Here is a 23,420-nt window from a genome sequence, read left to right on the forward strand (position 1 = left end):
CACTGATCACCCCGTTTCCACCACAAGCGACAAGCCAAGAGAAGGAGCGCATCCATGGACTTTGAATATTCGCCCAAGACCAAGGACCTGCAGGAACGCCTGCTGAAGTTCATGGACGAGCACATCTATCCCGGCGAAAAGGACTATGCCGCCGAGATGGAAGCCAACACCGCCGCAGGCAAGCGCTGGACGCCGCTGCAGACCATCGAGAAGCTCAAGGTCAAGGCCCGGGAGCAAGGCCTGTGGAACCTGTTCCTGCCCGTGGACAGCGCCGAGGCCGCAGGCTACAAGGGCGGCGGCCTGACCAACCAGGAATACGCGCCGCTGGCCGAGATCATGGGCCGCGTGCCATGGTCCAGCGAGGTGTTCAACTGCTCGGCGCCCGACACCGGCAACATGGAGACCATTGCGCGCTACGGCAGCACCGAACTCAAGGAGCGCTGGCTCAAGCCGCTGCTGGAGGGCAAGATCCGCTCGGCCTTCGCCATGACCGAGCCCGAAGTGGCCTCCTCCGACGCCACCAACATCTGCACCCGCATCGAGCGCCAGGGCGACGAGTACGTGATCAACGGCCACAAGTGGTGGATCTCGGGTGCCGGCGATCCGCGCTGCCAGGTCTTCATCACCATGGGCAAGACCGACCCCGATGCGCCCAAGCACTCGCAGCAAAGCATGATCATCGTGCCCGGCGACGCGCCCGGCATCCGCATCGTGCGTCCGCTCAACGTCATGGGCTATGACGATGCGCCGCACGGCCACATGGAGATGTACTTCGAGAACGTGCGCGTGCCCGCTGGCAACATCCTGCTGGGCGAGGGCCGTGGCTTCGAGATCGCCCAGGGCCGCCTTGGCCCCGGCCGCATCCACCACTGCATGCGTCTGATCGGCCTGGCCGAGCGCGCGCTGGAGCTGATGTGCAAGCGCGCCAGCTCGCGCATCGCCTTCGGCAAGAGCGTGGCGCAGCAGACCGTGACGCAGGAACGCATCGCCGAGGCGCGCTGCCGCATCGACATGGCGCGCCTGCTCACGCTCAAGGCCGCCTGGCTGATGGACATCGCCGGCAACAAGGTGGCACGCAGCGAGATCGCCATGATCAAGGTCGTGGCCCCCAGCATGGCCTGCCAGGTCATCGACTGGGCCATGCAGGTGCACGGCGGCGGCGGCATGAGCGACGACTTCCCGCTGGCCAGCGCCTACGCCCACGCGCGCACGCTGCGCTTTGCCGACGGCCCGGACGAGGTGCACCGCAACGCCATCGCCAAGTGGGAGCTGGGCAAGTACGGCGCCTACGGCAAGGATGCCGGCGTGCCCATCACGCGCGGCAGCTGAGCAGGCTTCAAGCCTGAGGCCTGAGGCCGCACACCCTGCAGGACCGGGTGGCGGCCCTGGCCCTTCCCTCTCAGCCAGGTGGCAATGCCTCCTGGCTTTTTTGCGCCTGCCTTTCCGGCATTTCAGTGCCCATGGCAGGCGCCTCCCATCCCCCGCCCAGCGCGCGGTACAGCGCCACGCGCGCCTGCAGCTGCAGCAGGCGCTGCAGCACGGCATCGTCCTGCGCCGCATACAGCGTGGTCTGGGCCTGCAGCAGGGACAGCAGGCTTTCCGCCCCGGCCTTGTAGCGCAGCTCGGCCAGCGACACGGCCTGGCGGGCCTGGGCCAGCACCTCGGCCTGGGCGTCGGACTGGGCCTCGAGGCCGTGGACGGCGTTGAGCGCCAGGTCCACATCGCCATAGGCCGCGACGATGGACTTGTAATAGCCGGCCAGCAGCTCCTCGCGCCGGGCCTGGGCGCCATCGCGCTCGGCTGCCAGACGGCCGCCGTCGAAGATGGGGCCGGCCAGTCCGGCCAGCAGCGAATAGACCGGCTCGCGCAGCCAGTCGCTGGCGCGCCCAGCGCTGGTGCCTGCACTGCCCGTGAGGGTCAGCCGGGGCCACAGTGCAGCACGGGCGGCCTGCAGGTTGGCGCTGGCGGCGGTCAGTTGCGCCTCAGCACTGGCAATGTCAGGGCGGCGCTGCAGCAGCTGCGTGGGCAGGCCTGGGCCGATCTCGGGCAGCTGCAGGGCCTGCAGCGAATCCGTGGCCAGCGCGGGGCGCCGGGCCTGGCCCAGCAGCACGGCCAGCGTGGCATCGGCATCCTCGCCCTGGCGGCGCAGCGTGGCCAGGGCCTGGCGCTGGCTGGCCACCAGGCCGCGCTGCTGTGCCAGCTCCAGCTGGGTGGCGGCACCTGCGCGCGCGCGGGACTCCACCAGGCCCAGCAGCCGCTCGGCATTGGCCACGTTGCGCGCCGCAATGGCCTGGCGTTCGCGCAGCGCCACGGCCTGCAGCCAGCCATGGGCCACCTGGGCGGTGACCGTGAGGCGCACCGTGTCCTGGTCGAACCGGCTGGCCTGCCAGGCCGCCGCCGCCGCATCGCGCGTGGCGCGGTTGCGGCCCCAGAAGTCCACCTCATACGAGGCCGTCAGCGCGGCGCCATAGACGCTGGCCTGCCCGCCCGCCACCTGTGCATGGTTCATGCGCTGGGCGCGCAGCTCGCCGCTGAGCGACGGCAGCAGCGCCGCGCCTGCCTGGCGCGTGGCCGCCTCGGCCTGGCGCACGCGGGCCATGGCGGCAGCCATGTCCAGGCTCTGGTCCTGGGCGGCCTGCACCATGCCGCCCAGCTCCGCGCTGCCAAAGGCCTGCCACCACTGCGGTGAAACAGAGGCAGGGACGGCTTCGCCCTGCTGCTTCCACGAAGCGGCTAGCGCAGGCGCTGTCCTGTCCGGCACCGTCTGCTGTGCGGCGCAACCGCCCAGCGCAGCCAGGGCCAGGGCGATGCAGCCCAGGCGCGCATTTCCCAGCATCTTGTCGTTCATTTCTTTCATCTCACTCTCCCGCCAGCGCACGCACCGGGTCCAGCCGCGCCGCCGTCTTGGCAGGCATGTAGCCGAACACCAGGCCCGTCACCACGGCGCAGGCAAAGGCGCCCAGCATGGCGCGCACCGAAAACACCACGGGCACGCCCGCCACGATGAGCACCACGCCCACGGCCAGCCCGGCCAGCAGGCCCACCGTGCCACCCACGAAGGTGACCAGGCTGGCCTCGGTCAGGAACTGGCGCAGGATGTCGCGCTGGCGCGCGCCCGTGGCCATGCGGATGCCGATCTCGCGCGTGCGCTCGCGCACCGTCATCAGCATCACGTTCATCACGCCGATGCCGCCCACCACCAGGGAGACGGCGGCAATCAGGCCCAGCATCACCGCCATGCTCTGGCGCGTGGCCGCCTCGGCCTGGATGCGCGCGGCCGCATTGCCGATGCCGAAGTCCTCACGCCCGCCGTGGCGGGCCAGCAGCAGCTTGCGCATGGCCTCCTCCGCCTCGTGCACCACGTCGGAGGACATGGCCTCGATCACCACATAGTCGGGCTGGGTCTGCGACTGGTAGACGCGCGCCCGGCCCGAGCGGTAGGGAATGAAGACCATGTCGTCATAGTTCTGCGCGCCCGAGTCCGCGCCGCGCTCGCTCATCACGCCGATCACTTCGAAGGCCGACGTGCCGATGATCAGCTGGCGGCCCAGCGGGTTGGGCGTGTCGGGGAAGAAGTGCTGGTGCGCCTTGTGGCCCAGGACCACCAGGGGCGCCAGGTCGCGGTCCTCGGCCTCGGTGTAGTAGCGGCCCTGGGCCACCTTCCAGTGGTGCACCAGGGGCATCTCCTCGCTGGCGGCGAACACGTAGATCTGCTTGTCGGCCTTGCCGTAGCGCACGGTGATGGGGTCGCCAATCACGGGCATGACGCGCCGTATCTCGGGCAGTTCGCGCACGGCGGCCAGGTCTTCCTCGGTCATCTGCCCGGCCGGCCCGCCCGTGGCCGGCGGCTTGCTGCCCATGTAGAGGATGGCCGTGCCCATGGTCCCCATCTGCTCGACCACCTTGCGCCGCGCGCCCTCGCCAATGGCCAGCATCACGATGACCGAGGCCACGCCGATGACGATGCCCAGCAAGGTCAGGCTGGTGCGCACGCGGTTCATGCGCATGCCGCGCCAGGCGCTGCGCGCGGCCTCGAACAGCTCGGCCAGCCAGGGCGCGCCGGCGCTGCCGCGCTGCGGCGTGAGCGGCAGGGCAGCGGCGCCCGCATTCACCCCATTTGCGGCATCGTCGCGCTGGCTGTCGCTGGTGATGCGGCCGTCGCTGATCTCGATCACGCGGCGCGCCTGGGCGGCCACAGTGCGGTCGTGGGTGATGAGGATGATGGTGTGGCCCGCGTCGGCCAGCTCGCGCAGCAGGGCCATGACCTCGGCGCCGCTGTGCGAGTCCAGCGCACCCGTGGGCTCGTCGGCCAGGATGATCTGGCCGCCGTTCATCAGCGCACGCGCAATCGACACACGCTGCTGCTGGCCGCCCGACAGCTGGTTGGGCCGGTTGCCCAGGCGCGAGCCCAGGCCCAGGCGCTCGAGCAGCGCACGGGCGCGCCGCACGCGCTCTTCCTTGGGCAGGCCCGCGTAGATGGCGGGCATTTCCACGTTCTCGCTGGCGCTTTCGCTGGCTATCAGGTGGTAGCCCTGGAAGACGAAGCCGAAGGCCTCGCGCCGCAGCCAGGCCAGCGCGTCCGAGTCCAGCGTGGCCACGTCCTGGCCCTGGAAGTGGTAGCTGCCCTCGCTGGGCCGGTCCAGGCAGCCCAGGATGTTCATCAGCGTGGACTTGCCCGAGCCCGAGCTGCCCACCACGGCCACGAACTCGCCCGCGCGTATCTCCAGGTCGATGCCGTGCAGCACGGTGACGGCGGGCTGGCCGCTGTCGCCGCCGCCGTAGTGCTTGGTGATGCCGCGCAGCTCTATCAGCGGTGCGGTCAGCGGCGCGCCGGCCTGCATGCCCTGCGCCATCACCATTGCAGCCACCGCGGGCCACGGTCCAGAGGCGTCTCGCCGACGATGACGCGCTCGCCTTCCTGCAGGCCCTCCAGCACCTCGGCCTGGTGGCGGCTGCGCACGCCCAGGCGCACGGTGCGCTGCTCGGGCTGGCCCTTGGCGTCCAGCACGCGGGCCGTGTGCGCGCTGCCGCCCTTGTCAGTCACGGCCATCAGCGGCACGGTGAGTGCCTGCGCGGCCTGGCCGGTGACAAAGACCACCTGGGCCGTCATCTGGGGCATGAGTTCGGCGTCTTCGTTGTCCACGTCGAACAGCACGGTATAGGCCACGGCCTTGGTGGCGGGCGCAGGCGCCTGGCCCGCGCTGCCACCGGCCGGCGCCTGGCTGGCCGAGGGCGAAGGCAGCACCTGGCGCACCTTGCTGGACCAGCGCCGGGGCTTGGCCTGGTCGGCGCCGCCCAGCGTGGTGAAGTACACCGGCATGTCGTCGCGCACGCGGCGCACGTCGGCCTCGGACACTTCGGTCCACACCGTCATGGCCGACAGGTCGGCAATGCGCAGGATGTTGGGCGTCTGGTAGGTGGCGTTCAGCGTCTGGCCCTCGCGCGCCTCCACCGACACCACGGTGCCGGCCATGGGCGCGTAGATGCGCGTATAGCCCAGGCGCGCCTCGTCGGCCTTGAGCGTGGCCTGGGTCTGGTCGATCTGGGCCTTCAGATGCTCCATGCGGGCGCCGGCGGCGGCCAGGTTGGCTTCTGCGGTCTGCAGGTCTTCCTCACGCGTGGCCCCGTCGCGGGCCAGCTGGCGCTGGCGCGTGAGCTGCTGCTCGGCAAGCTTGCGCAGCGCCTGCTGCTCGGCCAGCTGGGCGCGCAGGCCCGCCAGCGAGGCGCGCCCCGCATCCACCGTGGCGCGCTGCACGCTGGGGTCGATCTCCACCAGCAGTGCGCCCTTCTCCACCTGGGCTCCGGGCTCCACGCGCAGCCGGGTGACCTGGCCCGACACCTGGGCGCCCACGTCCACATAGCGGCGTGGCTGCAGCGTGCCGATGGCCGTGACGGTGGACTCGATGTCGGTGCGCGCCACGGTCTCGGTCTGGTAGGCCACGGCAGGCCGGCTGGACCACCAGGCGGCCGCGCCCCCGGCCGCCGCCAACAGGACCACCGCCACGGCGATGGCTTTCCAGCGTTGCTGCGTGCGCGTCATGCTTGCCTCCCGACCACACACACCCCGAACTGGAACGAAAGCAGGAAACTCATCTGAAAAACCCCGTAGTACCGAAACTGAAAACAATCCACGCCAAATCCGCCACGGCAAGCACGCCAGCCAACCAGGCCAGCCGCGCCGCCCAGCGCGCATGGGCGCTGATCAGGGCCACGGCCATCAGCGCGCCGGCGGACACAAAGCCCAGCCAGGCCACCGTGCCCACCGTGCCACCCCAGCCCGAGACAACGGGCACAAGGGCCAGCGCCAGCAGCGCCGTGCCCAGGCTGCGCAACTGCGGGCCACGGCGGGCCGGCAGCTCGCGCGCGCCGGTCAATTGTTCGTAGTGGCGGTCCATGGCAAAGGCCAGGGCCGCCATGCCTGCAAAGGCCAGGGCCAGTGCGGCCAGGGATGCGTGCAACGTGCTCATGCCTGCACCTCCGAGGGGCCGGCTACGGCGGTCTGGCCCTTGGGCGCCTTTTGCCTGGTGGCGGCACCCGCGCCGCGCCGCGCCAGCCAGCGCCAGGCCCAGGCGGCCGCCAGCCCCGTGGCCAGGCAGAACAGCTCCACCCCGGCGCTTTCCCAGTCGCCCTCCCGCATGTGGGCCCACAGCGGCTCGCCCACGGTGATCCAGTTGAGCAGAGGCAGCAGCAGGCACAGCATGGCCAGCAGGCCCATCTGCTGGCGCCAGGCCGTGGCCGGCGCGCAGGCCAGCGCATGCACCAGCGCCAGGCCCCACAGCCCGAAGAATACGGCCAGCTCCCAGTCATTGCGGTGCGCCAAGCCCACGGGCACCAGGCGGTTGGCCCACAGGTAGCCGATGCAGCCCAGGCCCAGCCCGGCGATGGCCGCCACGTTCAGGCCCTCGATCAGCCGGTACACGCGCGCCGTGGCGCTGCCGAACTCGCCCTGGTGGCGGCTGCGGCGCTTGACCATGAAGAGAATGGCGCCCGTGGCCATCATGGCCGCGCCCGCCAGGCCGCACAGGAAGTACAGCCACTTCATGGCCAGGCCGCCGAACTTGACCATGTGCAGCCCGCCCATGACCGCCTGGGCCAGCGAGGGGGTGCCACCGTCGGCGCCGCCGGGCAGGCGTACCTGCAGCACCTCGCCCGTGGCGGCCGAGAACATGGCCATGCCCGAATTGGGGCTCAGGCGCTGATGCGCACGGTCATCGCTGTTCCAGCCGTAGACGCCGATGCGTGCCGATGCATCGCCGGGATGGTTGACGACCACCGCGCGCACCGCCTGGCCCATCAGCTCCTGGCCGCGCCGCACAAAGGGCTCCAGATCGGGCACCGCCAGGGGCTTGCCGGACAGCGCGGGCGGTCCGGCCTCGTTCATGTCGGCGATGAAGGCCGTGCGGGCGGTCTGGTCCGTGCCATAGACCGTCCAGACGCCAACGGGCATGAAGCTCAGGCTGGAGATGGCGATGCCGGTATAGGCAATCATGAACTGGAAGGGCAGCGTCAGCACCGCCACGGCGTTGTGCGCGTCCAGCCAGCTGCGCTGGCCCTTGCGTGCGCGAAAGGTGAAGAAGTCCTTGAAGATGCGCTTGTGCGTGATCACGCCGCTGACCAGGGCCACCAGCATGGCCATGGCGGCAATGCCGATCACCCACAGCCCCACCTGCCCTGCATGCAGTTCATAGTGGAAGTCCACGAAATGGTTGCCGCCCATGGTGGCGCGCGCGGCGCCGTGGCCGTGGCCGGCCGTCATTTCCTCGCCCGTGGCGGTGTCCAGCTCGGCATCGGCGTACTGGCGGTTGGCGTCGAACCAGTAGACACGCAGGTCGCCACCGCCCTTGTCGTCGGATGGCCAGATCTCCCACATCTGCGCGCCCTGGTGGTGCTTTTGCATATAGGCCGCGCCCCAGGCCAGGCGCTGGCCCAGGTCCGCACCCTGCCCGGCCGGCGCGGCGGCGCGCGCTGCCGCCTCGGCCGCCTCCTCGGCATGGTGCTCGGGCGTCATCCAGTGCGTGATGGCTTCCTGGAACACGGCCAGCGAACCCGTGAGGAACACCGCGAACAGCAGCCACGAAAACCACAGCCCGCACCAGGTATGCAGCCAGGCCTGGGCCTGGCGGAAACCGCCCGTGGCAGCGCCGCTGCCGGGGACCTTGCTGATCTGCGCCTTGGCCATCTCAAACGCCCCCGCCATTGCGCGCCAGCAGCAGCGCGGCGCCGCCCATCAGGGCCGCAGGCACCAGCAACCCCAGCCAGACCCGGCCCGCCGAAACCGGCGAGAACGCCCAGATCACCGCCAGCGCGTGCAGCGCAAAGCTCCACTGCATGCCGGCGATCACGGCATCGACACGCGCGCCGGGCAGCGCAGCGGCCAGGAAGGCCGCCAGCGCGCTGGCCAGCGCATAGCCGCCGAAGACGGCGGCCAGCAGGCGGGACAGGACAAGCAGGCCCGGATGGACGGGCCTGTCGGCCTGGGTGATATCTGCAGGATCAGCGGGTTGGGATTGGGGCATGTAATGGGTATTCGGATAAGCACAGAAACGCACGAATGCGTGCAAACAAGGGGCCAAAACGGATGCCGTGATGCGGCGGCCTTCAAGGCCCTCCTCATACATGACAAACGAGATCGAAAAAAAGGCCAGCCGCAATGGTTTTCGCCATTGCGGCCAGTGGCCTGGGTCGGACTGGGGCGGGCCCTCCTGGACCCCGCCCCGGCCCTCAGAAGGTGCCGCGCAGCGTCAGCACCGCATTGCGCGGCTTTCCATAGAAATTGCCGCCGCTCGCATAGCCCACGGTCTGGTAGTACGTCTTGTCAAAGATATTGTTGAGATTCAGGGAAACCGTCCAGCGCGGATCGATCCGGTACTGCACCATCGCATTGATGACGGAATAGCCGCCCTGGGTGAAGTTGTAGCGGCCGACTTCATTCCAGTCGGCGTCATACAGCGTATCGCGCACATGGTGCTTGCTCTGGATATGGGCGCTGCCGCCAATCTTCCAGCGCGACAGCTCGCCCGGCAGCACATAGGCCGTGGACAGCTTGAGCAGATGGCGCGGCGTGATGCTGCTGTAGGGCGCATCCTCGGTCTTGTCGCGCGTGGTGGTGTAGGTGTAGCCGGCCGCGATCTGCCAGCCGGGGCGCAGCTCGCCGCCGATCTCGGCGTCAAAGCCGCGGCTGGTCACCTTGCCCTGCGGCAGAAAGCAGCAATTGCCCGACCATTCCTCGTGATTGCTCGGATAGCGCGTATCCGTCACCGCCGTGCCCGTGCGTACCACGTTGAAAAGGCTGAATGTGGCATTGAGCCGGCCATCGGCCAATTCGCCCTTGAAACCGGCCTCATAGCTCTTGCCCTTGACCGGGTCCAGCGAATTGCCCGGAGGAGGCCCCGACTTGGACAGCGCCTGCGGCTTGAGAATCGAGGAATAGCTCAGATACGCCGACCATTGGTTGTTCAGGTCATAGATCACCCCGCCATACGGCGTGAACTTGGCCGGCTCGGAAAAGCGGCTGCCCGATGCCAATTCCCACTGGCCCGCCGCATTCAGCGACTCATAGACCTGGTTGAAGCGGTACTTGGCATAGCGCGCGCCCACGATCACATGCAGGCGGTCCGTCGGATGCAGGCGCAGCACGCCATAGCCGCCCGACTGGTCCTGGCCCCAGGGGTTGTAGCGGCGCGAGATCTCGCCGGCCGGCGCCGGGCGCCAGGCGCCGGGGTTGTAGACATCGATGGGCTCCACGCCCGTGGCATCGGTGGAATAGCCCACGTTCCAGAAGCTCTCCACCTTCTGCCGGTCCATGCCCAGCAGGATCTCGTGCGTGCGCCCGCCCAGGTCGAAGCTGCCGGCCAGGCTGGCGTCCAGCACGGTCTGCCGGTTCTCGTACAGGTAGTGGCCGCCGCCGTTCCAGTTCACGCCCAGGCCGGTTGCGGGGTCCAGCGCGCCGTAGCCGAACACCGTGGAGCCGTCATAGCTGGACTTGCTGCGGGTCAGGTTGAGCTTGCCCTTCCAGCGCGCGGAAAAACGGTGCTCCAGCGCGCCGAACAGCTCGCTGTTGTCCTTGCGGCCCGTGGCCCAGGGCTGGGTGAAGCTGGTGTGGCGCGGCAGGCCGATATCGCTGCCGTCGCTGTAGCGCGGCACGTCGCCGCCGCCATCGCCGCGCGTGCGGATCTTGCTGCGGCTCATGCCCACGGTCAGCAGGGTGTCGGGCGTCAGGTCCGCCTCGACCACGCCGTAGAACTGGGGAGCGCGCGTGTGCTTGATGTCCACGAACTGGTCCGTGTCCTGGTAGGACAGCACGGCCCGGCCGCGCACCCGGCCATCAAGGGCCAGCGGCCCCGTGGCATCCACCATGGTCTGGTAGTTGTTCCAGCTGCCGATGGACTGCTGCACCACGAAGCGCGGCTCGGCCAGCGGCTTCTTGCGCACGATGTTGATGATGCCGCCCGGATCGCCCACGCCGCCCAGCAGGCCCGAGGCGCCGCGCATCACCTCCACGCGGTCGTAGAAGTCCATGCTCTGGTTGACGCTGTAGGTGTACTGGGCGATGTTCAGCGGCGCGCCGCCGTCGATCTGCATGCTGTCGATCTGGAAGCCGCGCGAATAGAAATAGGTGGAGTCGAAATTGATCTGGCTGGTGGTGATGCCGGGCGTGGCGGCCAGCGCGTCGCGGATGTCGGTCATGCGGCGGTCGTCGAGCTGCTGGCGCGTGATCACCGACACCGATTGCGGGATCTCGCGGAACGACTGGTCCGTCTTGGAGGCGATGCTGGTCACGCGGCTGGTGTACGAGCCCGTGCCCTCGGTCGTGCCGTCGATGGCCCGGCGCGCGCTCACCCGCACTTCGGCCAGCGTCTTTTCGATGGCGGCGACGGGCTGCACGGTCAGCGTGCCCTCTTGCACATGGCCCTGCAGGCCGCTGCCGGCCAGCAAATCATCCAGCGCCTGGCGCAGCGGCAGCTCGCCCCGTACGGCCGGCGCCTGCCGCTGCGCGGCCAGCGAGGGCGTGAACACCAGCTGCAGTCCGGCCTGCCGCGCGAACTGATCCAGCGCGCTGGCCAGCGGCTGCGCCGCTATGTCGAAGCGCAGCGTCTGTGCGGCCGGCTGGGCCAGCGCCGCCTGCAGCGGCATGGCCAGGCCCAGGCAGAGCACGGCATGGGCCAGCGGATGGAGGGCGGCGCGGCAGGCGCCCGAAGAAGGGAAAAGCGGATGCATGGAAATCGTCCTTGGCAGTGATGGAAGGGACCCACAGGGATCACTGCCATGACGACTGGCCAGGAAAACTCCTGAAAAACAATGTGCGCCCCGCTGCCGTGCGCATGCAGTTGCTCTTGCCACCGTCACGCCTCAGCCCGCCGTGGCCACCAGCAGGCCGCCATCGGCCTGCCTGCGCACCTGCACCGGCAGCGCATGGGGCAGCGCCCGCACCCAGGCATGGGCCTTGGCGATGCGCACGCGCCCGCTCAGCGGCAGGCGCGCGGCCTCCGGCGTGGCCTGCAGGTCGAACGGCGCATAGCGTGACAGCCGCGCCAGGGCCTCGCCCAGCGTGGCATCGGCAAACACCAGCTCGCCATGCCGCCAGGAGGCCGCCTGCCCGGCATCGCCCCGGGTCTGCGTGGCCACCGTGCCTTCCATGCGCAGGCCCTGGCCTGCAGACAATTCATAGAAGCGCCCGCCATCCGCGTCGGATTGCACGCGCACACGCCCCGACTCCACCTGCACCGTGACCCGCTCCTGCCCCTGGGCGCCCGTGGCCAGTTCCACGCCGAAGCGCGTGCCCAGCACGGTGACGCGCACGCCGCCGGCCTGCACGGTGAAGGGCCGGTCCTCGTCCCGCTCCACCTCGAAGAAGGCCGCGCCCTGCGTCAGCTGCACCACGCGCCGCGTGGCGAAATACTCCACCTGCGCGCTGCTGAGCGCGTCCAGCAGCAGGCTGGAGCCATCGGGCAGGCCATGGCGCACCTGCTGGCCGCGCAGGCTGGACCAGCCGGCCTGCCACTGCACATGCGTGTCGCGGTAATGCCGCCATTGCTGCCAGCCCAGGCTGCCGCCCAGGCCGAAACCGGCCACGCCCAGCAGCGCGGCCAGGCTGCGCCGCCGACCTGCATGTCGTGCAACGGCGCTGCCGGGCCGCGTACCGCGCCAGCGGTGCAGCGCATCCTCTATGCAGGCACTGGCCTGGATCAGGTCGCGCTCCACGGTGTTGAGGCTGACGCCCAGGCGCTCGGCAATCTCGGGCTGGCGCTCGCCCTGCACGCGGTGGGCGATGAAGGCGGCGCGGCAGCGCTCGGGCAGGCTGTGCAGGGCGGACTCCAGCACGGCCAGCGCCTGGCGGTACATGACGGAGTCGGCCACATCGGGCGCATGGCTGGGCGCCAGTTGTTCATGGACTGCCGCCTCGCCCAGGTAGCGGGCATGGCGCTGACGGCGGCGATGCGCATCCAGCGCCATGTGCTGGGCCATCACGGCCAGATAGGCCGTGGCGTCGCGCGGCATCTGGGCCGGATTCGCGGCCCCGGCCAGGTCTGCGCCCTCGGCCGGGGCGCTGCGCGCGTGTTCCGCCAGCCGCAGCCAGGTGTCGTGCACCAGGTCGCCCGCCTCCTCGCGGCTGCCCGTGCTGCGCGTGGCGGCACGCACCAGGTCGGCATAGGCCCGGTCAAAGCCGGAAAGCAGAGCGCGGGTGAAGGAGGCGGACAAATCCATGGGGCTGGATCATAACCGCGCAAAGAAGAATCATTCTCAATAAACGCAATGCATGCCGGGCTCTTTCAGCGGTCCCTGGGCCATCCCTGAAAGGGCGCGATTGCAAGGTGCAACGGGCCGCGAAGCGACTTTGCGCACGCCGCACGCGCTATCATCCGCACCAGCCCCCTGTCACGGGGCCGGTGCTTCAAAACACCCATTAGCAAGCGGTGCTGCCTCCCCGAAAGCGAGGCCTTGTCACGTCTGGATTCCGGGCTGTGGACGCTCGTCCACGCCCCTGCGGTTTCGGGCGGGATGGGGCTACCCGTAAGGGCGTCCGCACACCTTGCTGTGTGTTTTGAACATCCCGTCCACCTGTTTCGTGCTTCAAAACGCGGAGTCGGTGGCTTCAGTCTCAGTAAGGAGCACGGAAACATGACTGCCGTTTCTCTGGCACTCGCCTGCGCGCCCTCTTTTGGCGCCGCCCTTTCCACACGGAGGGCCCAGGCATGAACCCCGCCCAGCCCACCCCCGCCACGGACAGCCACAGCACCCGGCAGCTGTCCAATGCCCTCACCCAGGTGGACCATCTCGTGCAGCAAGGCTGTGCAGAGATCTCCTCCATCGCCCAGCTGGCCCTGGCATGGCTGGAGACGCCCAAGGGCCATCGCCACATGGACGTGGTGGCCCGCGCCCTGCAAAGCATCCGCGACAGCGCCGAGACGCTGGCCGACTACGCCGGCACCGAGGCCCAGGCCATGGGCTGCGGATTCGAAGACGCGGCCGAGATGCGCCGCGCTGAAGCGGCCGAGGCAGCCGCCAAAGCCATGGCGCAACTGCTCGACTGCCGCACCCAAGAGCCGGTGCGCCCGCAGGGCTGAGGCATGGCCATGGACAAGGACAAGGACACCCCCAGGACACAGCCACCCAGCCTGCACCAGTTGACCAGCGCCATCACCGAGATCCACAGCAGCGTGCAGGAAAACTGCGCCGAGATCTCGGCCCTGGCGCAACTGGCCCTGGCGGCAGTGCATGCACCGCAGGAGCACCACAGCCAGCAGGCCCTGGCCCATGCGCTGCGCGCCATCCGCGACAGTGCCGACCTGCTGGCCGGCCATGTGAAGGTGGAGACCCGGCGCGTGGTGTGATCCCCCGCAAGGCCGCTGGCTGCACAACGGCGGCCCGAACGCCTGCGCCGCCGTCCTCAGAAGCTGCCGCGCAGCGTGAGCATGGCGTGGCGCGGTGCGCCATACAGGTTGTTGCTGAACGTTGTGCCCAGGGTCTGGTAGTAGGTCTTGTCGAGCAGGTTGTTGATGTTCAGCGTGACCGTCCAGCGCGGGTCGATGCGGTACTGCACCATGGCATTCCACAGCGCGTAGCCGCCCTGCGTGAAGTCAAAGGGCACGGACGTGCCCGCCGGCGACAGCGCCGTGCCGCTGACGTAGTGCGTGCTCTGGATCTGGGCGCTGCCGCCCACTTTCCAGCGCGACAGCTCGCCCGGCAGCGTATAGGCCGTGGACAGCTTGAACAGGTGGCGCGGCGTGATGCTGCTGTAGGTCTTTTCGGTGCTGCGGTCGCGGGTGTTGTTGAAGGTGTAGCCCGCTGCCAGCTGCCAGCCGGGCTGCAGCTCGCCGCCCAGTTCCATGTCGAAGCCTCGGCTGGTGACCTTGCCCTGTGCCAGGTAGCAGCAGTTGCCGCTCCAGCGGCTGTTGCTGGTCTCGTAGCGCGGGTCCACCACGGCCGTGCCCGTGCGCTCCACATTGAAGAGGCTGAAGGTGGCGTTCAGCCGCCCGTCCATCAGCTCGCCCTTGAGGCCGGCCTCGTAGCTGGCGCCCTTGACCGGCGGCAGCGAGGTGCCCGGCGCCGGGCCGGCCATGCTCAGCGCCTGCGGCTTGAAGATGGACGAATAGCTGGCATAGGCCGACCACTGGCTGTTCAGGTCATAGATCACCCCGCCATAGGGCGTGATCTTGGTGGGTTCCTTGAACGGCGTGTTCGACCAGGGCGTGCGGTTGCCCTGCGCATCCAGGTTCCAGATCGACTGCTGGAAGTCGTAGCGGCTGGCGCGCGCACCCAGGATGAGGTGCAGCCTGTCCGTGGGATGCAGGCGCAGCACGCCATAGCCGCCCATCTGCTTTTGGCCCCAGGGGCCGTAGCGGGTGTTGAAGTAGGTTTCCGTGGGCGGCGTCCAGATGCTGGGGGCAAACGGATTGCTGGCCACGGTGCCGCTGCCCGTGAAATTGGCGCTTTGCCAGAAGCTTTCCACGCGCTGCCAGTCCGCGCCCAGCAGCAATTCATGCGTGCGGCCCATGAGCTGGAAGGGACCGCCCAGGCTCAGGTCCACCACCTCCTGCGTATTGCCGGACTGGATGTGGCCGCCGCGCCAGACCGCACCCGCCAGGGTCTGCGGGTTGATGGCGCCGCCCATGTAGACCCAGAAGCGGTCCAGCTCGGTCTCCACGCGCGAGACGTTGAGCTTGGCCTTCCAGCGGTTGTCGAACTTGTGCTCGAGCTGGGCGAACAGCTCCTTGGTCTCGTAGTCGTAATAGGCCCAGGGCTGGGTGAAGTTGGTGTGGCGCGGCAGGCCCAGGCTGCTGCCGTCGGCAAAGCGCGGCAGGCCGGCATAGTCGCCGTTCTCATGGGTCTTTCCGTAGCTGCCGCCCACGGTCAGCAGGGTGTCGGGCGTGAGGTCGGCCTCCAGCACGCCGTAGAGCGACGGCTTTTCGCTGCTGCGCAGGTCCATGTAGGAGTCGCCCTTGTGGTAGGACAGCACGGCGCGGCCGCGCACGCGGCCGTCGTCGGCCAGCGGCGCGCTGGCATCGAGCTCCACGCCGCGCCGGCTCCAGGAGCCGGCCGACAGCGCGGCCTTGAACTGCCGCTGGGCCAGCGGCTTCTTGCGCACCAGGTTGATGATGCCGCCCGGATCGCCCACGCCGCCCAGCAGGCCCGAGGCGCCGCGCATGACTTCGACGCGGTCGTAGAAGGCCATGTCCTGCTGCGGCGAATAGGTGTAGGCGCCCAAAGCCAGCGGCGCGCCGCCGTCGATCTGCATGCTGGTGATCTGAAAGCCCCGCGAATAGAAGTCGCCCACGGTATTGGCCACGACCACGCCGGGCGTGAGCTTGAGGGCCTCGGTCACATCGGTCACGCGCTGGTCGTCGAGCTGTTCGCGCGTGACCACCGATACCGACTGCGCAATCTCGCGGAACGACTGGTCCGTCTTGGAGGCAATGCTGGTCACGCGGCTGGTGTAGGAGCCCGTGCCTTCGGTCGTGCCGTCACCGGCGCGGCGCGCGGCCACGCGCACCTCGGCCAGCGACACCGCGCGCGGGGCAACGTCTGGCGCCCGGGCATCGGGCACGGCGCGCTGGCGCAGCACATAGCCGCCTTGCGGCTGCACCGCCGCCTCCAGCCCCGTGCCCTGCAGCAGCGCGGCCAGGCCGGCCTGCGCGGTGTGGCTGCCCTGCAGCCCCGGGCTGCGCAGGCCCTGGACCTGGTCCTGGGTGAAGGACAGCAGCAAACCCGAATCGCGCCCGAAGCGGTTGAGCGCGTCCTCCAGCGTGCCCGCCGGAATCTGGTAGCTGCGTGTGGCTGCTGTGGCGGCCGTGGTGTTGACGGACGGCGAAGGCGCCTGCGCCCACAGGTTGCTGCCCAGCCCCGCGCAGGCCAATGCCAGCAACAGGCCACGGGACGGGACGACGGAGGGGCGCAAGGCGCAGGGAAAGCGCCGGGGCGCTGAGGGATATGCCATGGTGTGCGAAGGACGGGGCCTGGAAGGAAAAGACAAACGGATGGATGGACGAATCGATGGGCGGGCCCGGCATGGCAAGCCCCCCTCTTCCTCCATGTCCCGCGAGTTCTCGAAACAGACCACCTCGGGCGCAGATTTCTTCAAAAAAACTGCGCAGATCCCCCTCAAGCCCCTGCCGCCTTCTTGCCCACCACCACCTCGCGCCGGCCCCACCAGCGCGTCATGGAGCGCAGCTCCAGTCCCGGCAGCGCACCGATCACGGCCAGCACGCGCGGCACCTCGGCCAGCGGATAGGTGCCTGAGATGCGCAGGTTGGCCACTTCGGGCTCGCAGGCCAGGGCCGCATCGCTGTACGGCTGCAGCGCCTCCAGCATCCGGGCCAGCGGCATGCCGCGCGCCACCAGCATGCCCTCGGTCCAGGCGGTGCTGTCCTCATGCACGGCGGTGGCTGGCGAGACTCCATCGGCCCGCAGCGTGGCCTGCTCGCCCGCCCTGAGCACCAGCACACCCTGGCCGGCCAGCCGGGGGGTCAGGCGCACAGCACCCTCGAACACACCCACCTGGAAATCACCATCCGCGAGCGCACGCACGGAAAACCGCGTCCCCAGGGCCAGCGCCTCGCCCGCAGTGGTCTGCACGGCAAAGGGCCGGGTGGGCTGCTCGGTGTCCTTGGCCGTGGTGACCAGCACCTCGCCCTGCAGCAGGCGCAGGCGGCGGTGCCGCCGGCTGTATTCGATGTCCAGCGCGCTGGCGCCGTTGAGCACGATCTGCGTGCCGTCCGGCAACGCCATCTGCCGACGCTCGCCCCGCGCCGTGCGTGCATCGGCCACCCAGCCCTGCCAGGGCAGGCGCTGCTCCAGCTGCCAGGCAATGCCTGCACCAAAGGCCGCAACGGCCAGGGACCGGATCACGCGCCGGCGAGCGGAACCACGCGGAGCCAGCGCAGCCCGGGCTATCGGTGATTGCGGCGGCGCCACCAGCCCAGCCAGCCGCTGGTTGACGGCAGCGATGCGCTGCCAGGCCTGCTCGTGCAGCGGATCGGCCGCGCGCCAGGCCTGCCAGGCTTGCCATTCGCGGGCCAACTCATCGGACAGCTGGCCATCCTGGTGCTTCAGCCACCACTCGATGGCGCTGCGCGCCACCTCGGGCGGCAGGCCGGCTCCTGCCGCCGTCATGCCTGCACCGCGAAATAGCAGTGCATGCCCGCCTGCACCAAGTAGCGCTTGACGGTGGTCAGCGACAGGCCCAGCTCGCGCGCAATGTCGGCCTGCTTCATGCCGTCCAGCTGGGCCATCAGAAAGGCCCGCCGCACGGGGGCAGGCAGGCCGTCGAGCATGCGGTCGATCTCGTCCAGCGCCTCCAGCAGCAGCGCGCGCTCCTCGGGCGAGATGGCAAAGGACTGCGGCGCCTGGGCCAGCGCCTCCAGATACGCGCGCTCCAGTTGCTGGCGCCGGTAGTGGTTGGCCAGCACGCGCTGCGCCACCGTGGTCAGAAAGGCGCGTGGCTCCCGCGCCTGCACAGGCTCGTCGCGCGCCAGCAGGCGCACAAAGGTGTCGTGCGCCAGATCGGCCGCCTGGTGCACATCGCCCAGCTTCTTGCGCAGCCAGCCCTGCAGCCAGCCGTGGTGGTCGGTGTAGAGCGTGGCGACTTCGCGGTGAAGGGAGGTTTCGGCGGCAGGCATGGCGCGGGAGGATGAATGCGTGGGCGGCTGGCCCGAAATATGAGATCAATTCTCATTTGCATTCTAACGGTTGGCCTGCGCTGCGTTGCCACGGTGATGCCGACCCAGCCCCCATCACCTGCCGCCCTGCGAGGTGTTGCCGCTCTCAGCCGTGGTACTGGCCGCATCCTTGCGCACCGGCAATGCGACCTGCTCGAACACATTGCCCTCGATCACTACGCCTTTGGACTCCAGCAGGTTGATGCCGGCCTGGGGTTCCTCTTCCTTCTTCCTGAACAGCCCGCTGCGCTTCACGATGAAGCGGTTGTTGCGGATGATGGAACCATCGGCATCGCGCAGCTTGAGGATGGCGGGCAACGGGGCCTTGTCTCGCAGGTCCATGTGCACGATGAAGGTATTGCCCTCCACCAGCGAGCGCGGGCCGTACAGGTAGACGGCGGTGCGGCCATCGACCTCGATGGTGTTGTTGCGCACCACGTTGTCGGAGCCCGCCATGATGATGGCGCGGCCGCCGGATTTGATTTGGAGGTTTTCTGCGGTGTAGAAGGTGGGTGGGGTGTAATCCCAAATACCCGCGAATGTACGGCTGTAGCCGACTTCTTTGATTGCTGGACGATCTTCTGTCAACTCCTGTAGCCTCTGACGACCTTCTATATAAGGTGCCATATCTATTCCAATACCTAGTGGACCGGGCGTTTCGATTTTTCCGTTGTGAACTGCCAAGTGAGTCAGTGATTTGCTATTCATGCCTATGCCGCGGGTATTTTCAAACGGCTTGCCAGATATAAGATGTTTCCTTAGATCAATGTTGGAATGGCTGTCTTGAGAGAAACTAATCACACTACCCCTTCCGGCTTCATCTGTTGGTGATCCACGTTCCCTGCCATTAATGAAGTCTCTTAATTTCCTCTGTACAAAATCGTGAACTACACAGTGGTCTCCTCGTCCTCTGACATACTCAATAATGGGATGAAAGGTCCCTCGATATTTGACGGGGCTGCAGCCATCTGGCAATGGTCCTGTGTCGCTGGGTGGATGGCGAGTTTCCGCCCACTCTTCCCAAGTCATCCCTTGGGAAAAACCGGAAGACAAAATTATCAAGATAAATGTCAGTGCTTTAACTGTCACACTGGTTTGCATATGATACTCCTTGGCAAGCAGACTCCTGGATATTTAGCCTCTTGGCCAACAAGTGCTCCAAGATATTTTTCCCGATTAGCGTCAGCTTGATCTTCATTGTAAGCTTCATTCTCTGTATCTTTAAGATCTATCTTTTTTATTTCAGTTAATCTTCCTTCTTGATCTATCTTTGTCATTTTTAGCTTGCCGTCATTTATCCAGGATTTGATGGTATCTTCTAGCAGATTAAATTTATTTAGTGAATTTCCTCCAGTCTCTCGAATAGCATTGAATCTCTCCAGCACTTTTTCTATCTCTTTAAAACTGACCGCAGGCTTAGCCCCATACCGCGTCAGAAACTCATAAACCGCCTTCTCTCCTTGCAGCGATCGATACTCCCGCTGGCCCCAATAAGGCATATCTGGATCAGGCATATTCCCCAGTATTGGCATGTCCTCGTCATAGGTGTAATCCGGCTCGGACCCCGCAAGCCCATGCCCTATGCCCAGCTTCACGCTGATGGCATCGAACGGCCGGTTGTCCTTGTCCCGGTGGCTGAAGGTGTCCAGGTAGGAGTGCAGGAGTTCGCCCAGGAACTGGTATTCGGCGCAGGGCTGGGCCGGGTTGCCCAGCCGGCTGGCGTTGAGCAGGTTGTTCAGTTGCGGGCTCAGGTTGCCCACCACGCTGTTGACGTTGTCGTTGGCGTACTGGGGCAGCGTGGTGCCCTTGTCGTCGGACAGCGTGAAGTGGTACCACAGCAGTTGCCGGTGGTTCTTGAAGATCGATCCCACCGTGGTGAGGGTGTTGGCATCGTCCAGCGGCTTGGTGATGGGGTTGTCATCCACGTACTGCGAAGCCAGCGCCGTGATGCGCGCAGGTTCGTAGTCCAGGCCGGCGGCCAGGGCCAGGAAGAAGACCATGTAGTAGTGCATGTCCTCCTGGTACAGCCCCGTGGGGTCGATGCGGTTGAGCGGGTCGCCGCCGGCATACAGGTAGGTATCGGGCCCGTCCGGGTAGCCCAGCGGGTCCGGCTGCAGGTAGCGGCCGCTGGCCGGGTCGTAGCTGCGGTGCCAGTTGTCGTGCAGTCCGCTTTCCTCGTCGAAGTACTGGCCCGGCAGGCGCAGGTTGAGCACGGCCTGCTGCCGGGGCAGGCTTGTGTGGCCGGCCTGATGCATGGCCGGCGCTCCCCAGGGCGTCTGGCGGGCACGCCAGACCACGCGCTGGCCTGCGTCCGTCATGGCCTGCGGACTGCCCCGGTGGTCGTTGTGGATGTGCAGCATGCGCGCCTTGCCGCTGGCGTTGTCCCGGTTGTGCGCGGATTCCAGCTTGGCGATGGGCAGGGTGCGAGTCCCCTCGCTCAGGTACAGGTACTGGCTGGTGATGCGGCCTTCGCCATCCATTTCCGCGACGAGCCGGTTGTCCTGCCACAGGTAGTGGCTGTGCGTTTGCCTGTCGCCCTGGTGCACGGTCTTGCCCACGCGCTGGCCCAGGCTGTTGTAGCGGTAGCTGGCGATGGGCCGGTCCTGGTGGTCGCTGATGCTCTGGAGCTGTCCTGCCTCGGTGTAGGTGTAGCGGTGCAATGCGTCCTGGACGGTGCGGCCCTGGCTGTCGCGCTGCACGGGCGCTGGTGCTGACGGTGCGTTGTCCTGCACCAGCCTGCCGAAGCCCTGGTAGCGGTAGTCGGTCTTTTGCAGGCCGGCTGGTGGCCCCTCCTGCTCGATGGCGCGGATGCGTGGGCCCGCGCCGTAGCGGTAGCGCTGGCTGAGGATGGGTGCGCTGCCTTGCGATGTGCCTTGCCCGGTGGTCTGCTGCGTGAGGCGCCCGGCAATGTCGTATTGGCGCGAGGTGGTCAGGCCATTGCCTGCCGTGTAGTGCTGCAGGCCGTTGAAGGCGTCTGTTTGGATGTCGCCGACCACCGTCTGCGCGGGCAGCAGGCGTTCGAGCAAGCCTGTGGCGCCGGCGCCCAGCCAGTTGTCACTGGCCTGCAGCAGGCCGGCCACCCAGGCGCTTTGCAGTTGCAGCCCTTGCACGCTGGCGCCTTCGCTGGCGGGGCCGCGCCGGGTGACGAGCACGCGGCCATCGGCCAGGGTGCGGCTGTGGACCCTGCCGTCCGGGCCATAGCGCGTGGCAGTGCGGTAGGTATGCTCGGCCTGGCCGTCGGGCGTGGCCAGCGCAATGGTGCGTGTCACGGGGCGGCCCAGGGCGTCGTATTCGATGGACTCGCGCTGCCAGTTGCTGTCGATGGTCTGCAGCAGCCGGCCCTGGTAGTGCAGCCGGGTTTGCGAGGAAGAGCGACGATCTGCGCCGGGCGCCGCTTCGTAGCGCTTGGCCAGCAGACGCCCGCTGGGAGCGTACTGGTAGTGGGTGCTGCTGCCGTCGGCGCGGGTGTGCACCAGCAATTGATCGGCTTCGTTGTAGCGTGCGCTTTGGCGGCCATGCTCGGCAAGCTGAAGCCAGACGGTGCGGCCGAAGTCGTCGTGCAGGGCCTGGCGGCGTTCGGCGGGTTGGGCTCCCTGGGAAGCAGTGGTTTGGTGTCCGATGTCCTGGGGTGCTGTCGGCACATCGGAGGAGCCTTGCAGGGCCAGCCGTATCCAGCCATCGGGCGTTTGCGACAGGCTGGCATGGAGACTGCCGTTGTTCAGCCAGCGCGTGCGGGTGTCGTCGCCATCGGTGTGCTGGAGCAACTCGCCCGCATCGCCGTAGGTGTAGCTGTCCAGGCGCCCATCGGGCAGCAGGCGGTGGCTCAGGCGCCCTTGCGCATTCCAGCCGTAGTAGGCCGCACGTTCGGGGAGGTCCTGGCCTTCGCGGTACAGGCCCAGCCGCGTGATGCGGCCTTCGCTGTCGCGCTCGATCTGGCCCCGGTTGCCCAGGCCATCGAGCCTAGCCTGGGTGCTGCCCTGGTAGGTCCAGGTGGTGCTGCGGCCTGCTGTGTCGATGGCATGGCTGGGGCGGCCCAGGGCGTCGTGGCGGATGCGGTATGGATTCCGGCTCAGCCGGCTGCTGTCGCGGGGCTGGCCGTCGGCGTCCAGCAGCCAGCCGCTGGTGGTGATTTCTTCGGCCTGCAGGGCGTTGGCGGACAGGGGGCTGTAGCGCATCCGGCGCTGGAGGCGCCGCACGCCGTCGTCTTCGGTGCGGGTCGTGATGCGCCCGGCCTGGTCATGCTCCAGCGCCACAGTTGTGCCATCGGGCTGCAGCACGCGCGTGACGTGGCTGCCGCTGCGGTCCCAGCGCAGCCGCGTGAGGTCGTTCTGCGCCGGGCTTCCGTCGTCATAGCCTGCCAGCGAGGTGGGCAGCGGTCCGTCGATGTCCACCAGCACGCTGCGGCCGTTGATCTCGGTGTAGCGGTAGCGCGTGCTGCGTTCGATGGGCGTGGCGCCGTCCGCATTGCCTGCGGGCTGGCCCTGGGCATCCAATGGGCTGAAGCCCGTCTCCGTGATCTGCAGCGGCTGGCGGCTGCTGTTGTAGCGGATGCGGATCTGGTGTTCGCGCCCGGGCACGACGCTGGGCCGGGCGATGAGTTCGGGGCCGTATTGCTTCCAGGGGTCCTTGCCGTAGCCGTAGCGCACCTGCAGTTGCGGGGTCTGGGCTTGGCCTTGTGTGTAGGCGATGCGGTACACGGCCAGCGGGCGGCCGAAGGGGTCCAGGTCCGTGCGCGTGCCTTCCAGCGGGCGGCCTGCGGGATCGAGCCGCGTGGCTTCGGTCAGGCGCCCTTGCGCGTCGTACCGGTAGCGCATGTCACCGGGGCCACAACTGGCGCAGCCCGGGCCGCGCACTTCAAGCAATCGCCATTGCCCGCCGATGGTGTCGTAGTGGTAGGTGGTTGTTTGCCCAAGGCTGTTGGTGAGGGTGTTCTTCCAGGGCTGGCTGAGGTCCAGGGTGACTTTTTCCTGCTGGCTGTCCGGCGGGCCGCGCACGCTCAAGGTGGCGCGGCCGGTGTCGCCGTAGGCGTAGCTGGCGATGCGCTCGTCCATGGGCTTGCCGTCGCTGCCCTGGCCCTGGACGCTGATGCCCGTGAGCAAGGTGGGGTGGCGTGGGTCTTCATGGTGGTAGTGGCGCTGGACCGGGGCTTGGCCATCGGCCGATGGGAGGCTGACCTGCACGAGGCTGGCGTTCAGCTTGGCCTGGGGCTGGGTGCTGCCGGGCAACGGTGCGCTGCCGTGGCGGTAGTCGATGCGGCCCAGCGGA

The 23,420-nt window shown here is 68.1% G+C and carries 15 protein-coding genes and 1 pseudogene; 3 read left to right on the forward strand and 13 right to left on the reverse strand.

Going from position 1 to position 23,420, the window contains the following annotated elements:
- Nucleotides 1-54 precede the first annotated feature (54 nt).
- Complete coding sequence (locus tag ACUTR7_RS04400) at nucleotides 55-1,329, forward strand: acyl-CoA dehydrogenase family protein (protein WP_013802791.1); 1,275 nt, start codon at nucleotides 55-57, stop codon at nucleotides 1,327-1,329.
- 70 nt (nucleotides 1,330-1,399) lie between these two features.
- Here ACUTR7_RS04400 and ACUTR7_RS04405 read toward each other — a convergent pair whose 3' ends face one another.
- From ACUTR7_RS04405 to ACUTR7_RS04440, 8 genes are all read right to left on the reverse strand, one after another.
- Nucleotides 1,400-2,857 carry an efflux transporter outer membrane subunit gene (locus ACUTR7_RS04405; protein WP_445608222.1) on the reverse strand — a complete coding sequence of 486 codons (1,458 nt, stop codon included), beginning with the start codon at nucleotides 2,855-2,857 and terminating at the stop codon, nucleotides 1,400-1,402.
- 1 nt (nucleotide 2,858) lies between these two features.
- Entirely contained in the window at nucleotides 2,859-4,853 is a 1,995-nt protein-coding gene (locus tag ACUTR7_RS04410) for an ABC transporter permease (protein ID WP_046986457.1), read from the reverse strand.
- Nucleotides 4,853-6,040, reverse strand: a complete 1,188-nt coding sequence (locus ACUTR7_RS04415; RefSeq protein WP_216293400.1) for an efflux RND transporter periplasmic adaptor subunit — start codon at nucleotides 6,038-6,040, stop codon at nucleotides 4,853-4,855. Before ACUTR7_RS04415 ends, ACUTR7_RS04410 begins: the two co-directional genes overlap by 1 nt.
- A gap of 49 nt (nucleotides 6,041-6,089) precedes the next feature.
- The gene (locus ACUTR7_RS04420; protein ID WP_013802795.1) at nucleotides 6,090-6,467 is read right to left on the reverse strand and encodes a DUF3325 domain-containing protein; all 378 of its coding nucleotides are present in this window, start codon (nucleotides 6,465-6,467) and stop codon (nucleotides 6,090-6,092) included.
- Nucleotides 6,464-8,179 (reverse strand): PepSY-associated TM helix domain-containing protein, encoded by a 1,716-nt coding sequence (locus ACUTR7_RS04425; protein WP_445608223.1) that lies wholly within the window; start codon nucleotides 8,177-8,179, stop codon nucleotides 6,464-6,466. Before ACUTR7_RS04425 ends, ACUTR7_RS04420 begins: the two co-directional genes overlap by 4 nt.
- A gap of 1 nt (nucleotide 8,180) precedes the next feature.
- A complete protein-coding gene (locus ACUTR7_RS04430; protein ID WP_197485475.1) occupies nucleotides 8,181-8,516 on the reverse strand; it encodes a DUF3649 domain-containing protein in 336 nt (111 codons plus the stop codon).
- Nucleotides 8,517-8,721: 205 nt separating this feature from the next.
- A complete protein-coding gene (locus ACUTR7_RS04435) occupies nucleotides 8,722-11,217 on the reverse strand; it encodes a TonB-dependent siderophore receptor (protein ID WP_047473137.1) in 2,496 nt (831 codons plus the stop codon).
- Nucleotides 11,218-11,349: 132 nt separating this feature from the next.
- Nucleotides 11,350-12,705, reverse strand: coding sequence for a sigma-70 family RNA polymerase sigma factor (locus ACUTR7_RS04440; protein ID WP_445608224.1), 1,356 nt, complete (start codon nucleotides 12,703-12,705; stop codon nucleotides 11,350-11,352).
- Nucleotides 12,706-13,193: 488 nt separating this feature from the next.
- Between ACUTR7_RS04440 and ACUTR7_RS04445 the strand changes: the two genes are divergently transcribed.
- Nucleotides 13,194-13,565, forward strand: coding sequence for a hypothetical protein (locus tag ACUTR7_RS04445; RefSeq protein WP_445608225.1), 372 nt, complete (start codon nucleotides 13,194-13,196; stop codon nucleotides 13,563-13,565).
- Between the two features lie 3 nt (nucleotides 13,566-13,568).
- Nucleotides 13,569-13,832, forward strand: coding sequence for a hypothetical protein (locus ACUTR7_RS04450; protein WP_445608226.1), 264 nt, complete (start codon nucleotides 13,569-13,571; stop codon nucleotides 13,830-13,832).
- Nucleotides 13,833-13,888: 56 nt separating this feature from the next.
- Here ACUTR7_RS04450 and ACUTR7_RS04455 read toward each other — a convergent pair whose 3' ends face one another.
- The 5 genes and pseudogenes from ACUTR7_RS04455 to ACUTR7_RS04475 form a co-directional block, all read right to left on the reverse strand.
- Entirely contained in the window at nucleotides 13,889-16,435 is a 2,547-nt protein-coding gene (locus ACUTR7_RS04455; RefSeq protein ID WP_445608227.1) for a TonB-dependent siderophore receptor, read from the reverse strand.
- Nucleotides 16,436-16,599: 164 nt separating this feature from the next.
- Nucleotides 16,600-17,610: a FecR domain-containing protein gene (locus ACUTR7_RS04460; RefSeq protein WP_445608228.1), complete on the reverse strand. Its 1,011-nt coding sequence runs from the start codon at nucleotides 17,608-17,610 to the stop codon at nucleotides 16,600-16,602.
- A complete protein-coding gene (locus ACUTR7_RS04465) occupies nucleotides 17,607-18,116 on the reverse strand; it encodes a sigma-70 family RNA polymerase sigma factor (RefSeq protein WP_013802804.1) in 510 nt (169 codons plus the stop codon). Before ACUTR7_RS04465 ends, ACUTR7_RS04460 begins: the two co-directional genes overlap by 4 nt.
- Before the next feature lie 243 nt (nucleotides 18,117-18,359).
- Nucleotides 18,360-19,256: pseudogene (locus ACUTR7_RS04470) on the reverse strand (hypothetical protein); the annotation flags it as partial.
- On the reverse strand, nucleotides 19,241-23,420 hold a 4,180-nt coding region (locus ACUTR7_RS04475), incomplete at its 5' end, for a DUF6765 family protein (RefSeq protein WP_445608229.1). The gene ACUTR7_RS04475 and the pseudogene ACUTR7_RS04470, both read right to left, overlap by 16 nt.

The sequence above is a fragment of the Delftia sp. NA_296.1 genome, from assembly GCF_052692095.1.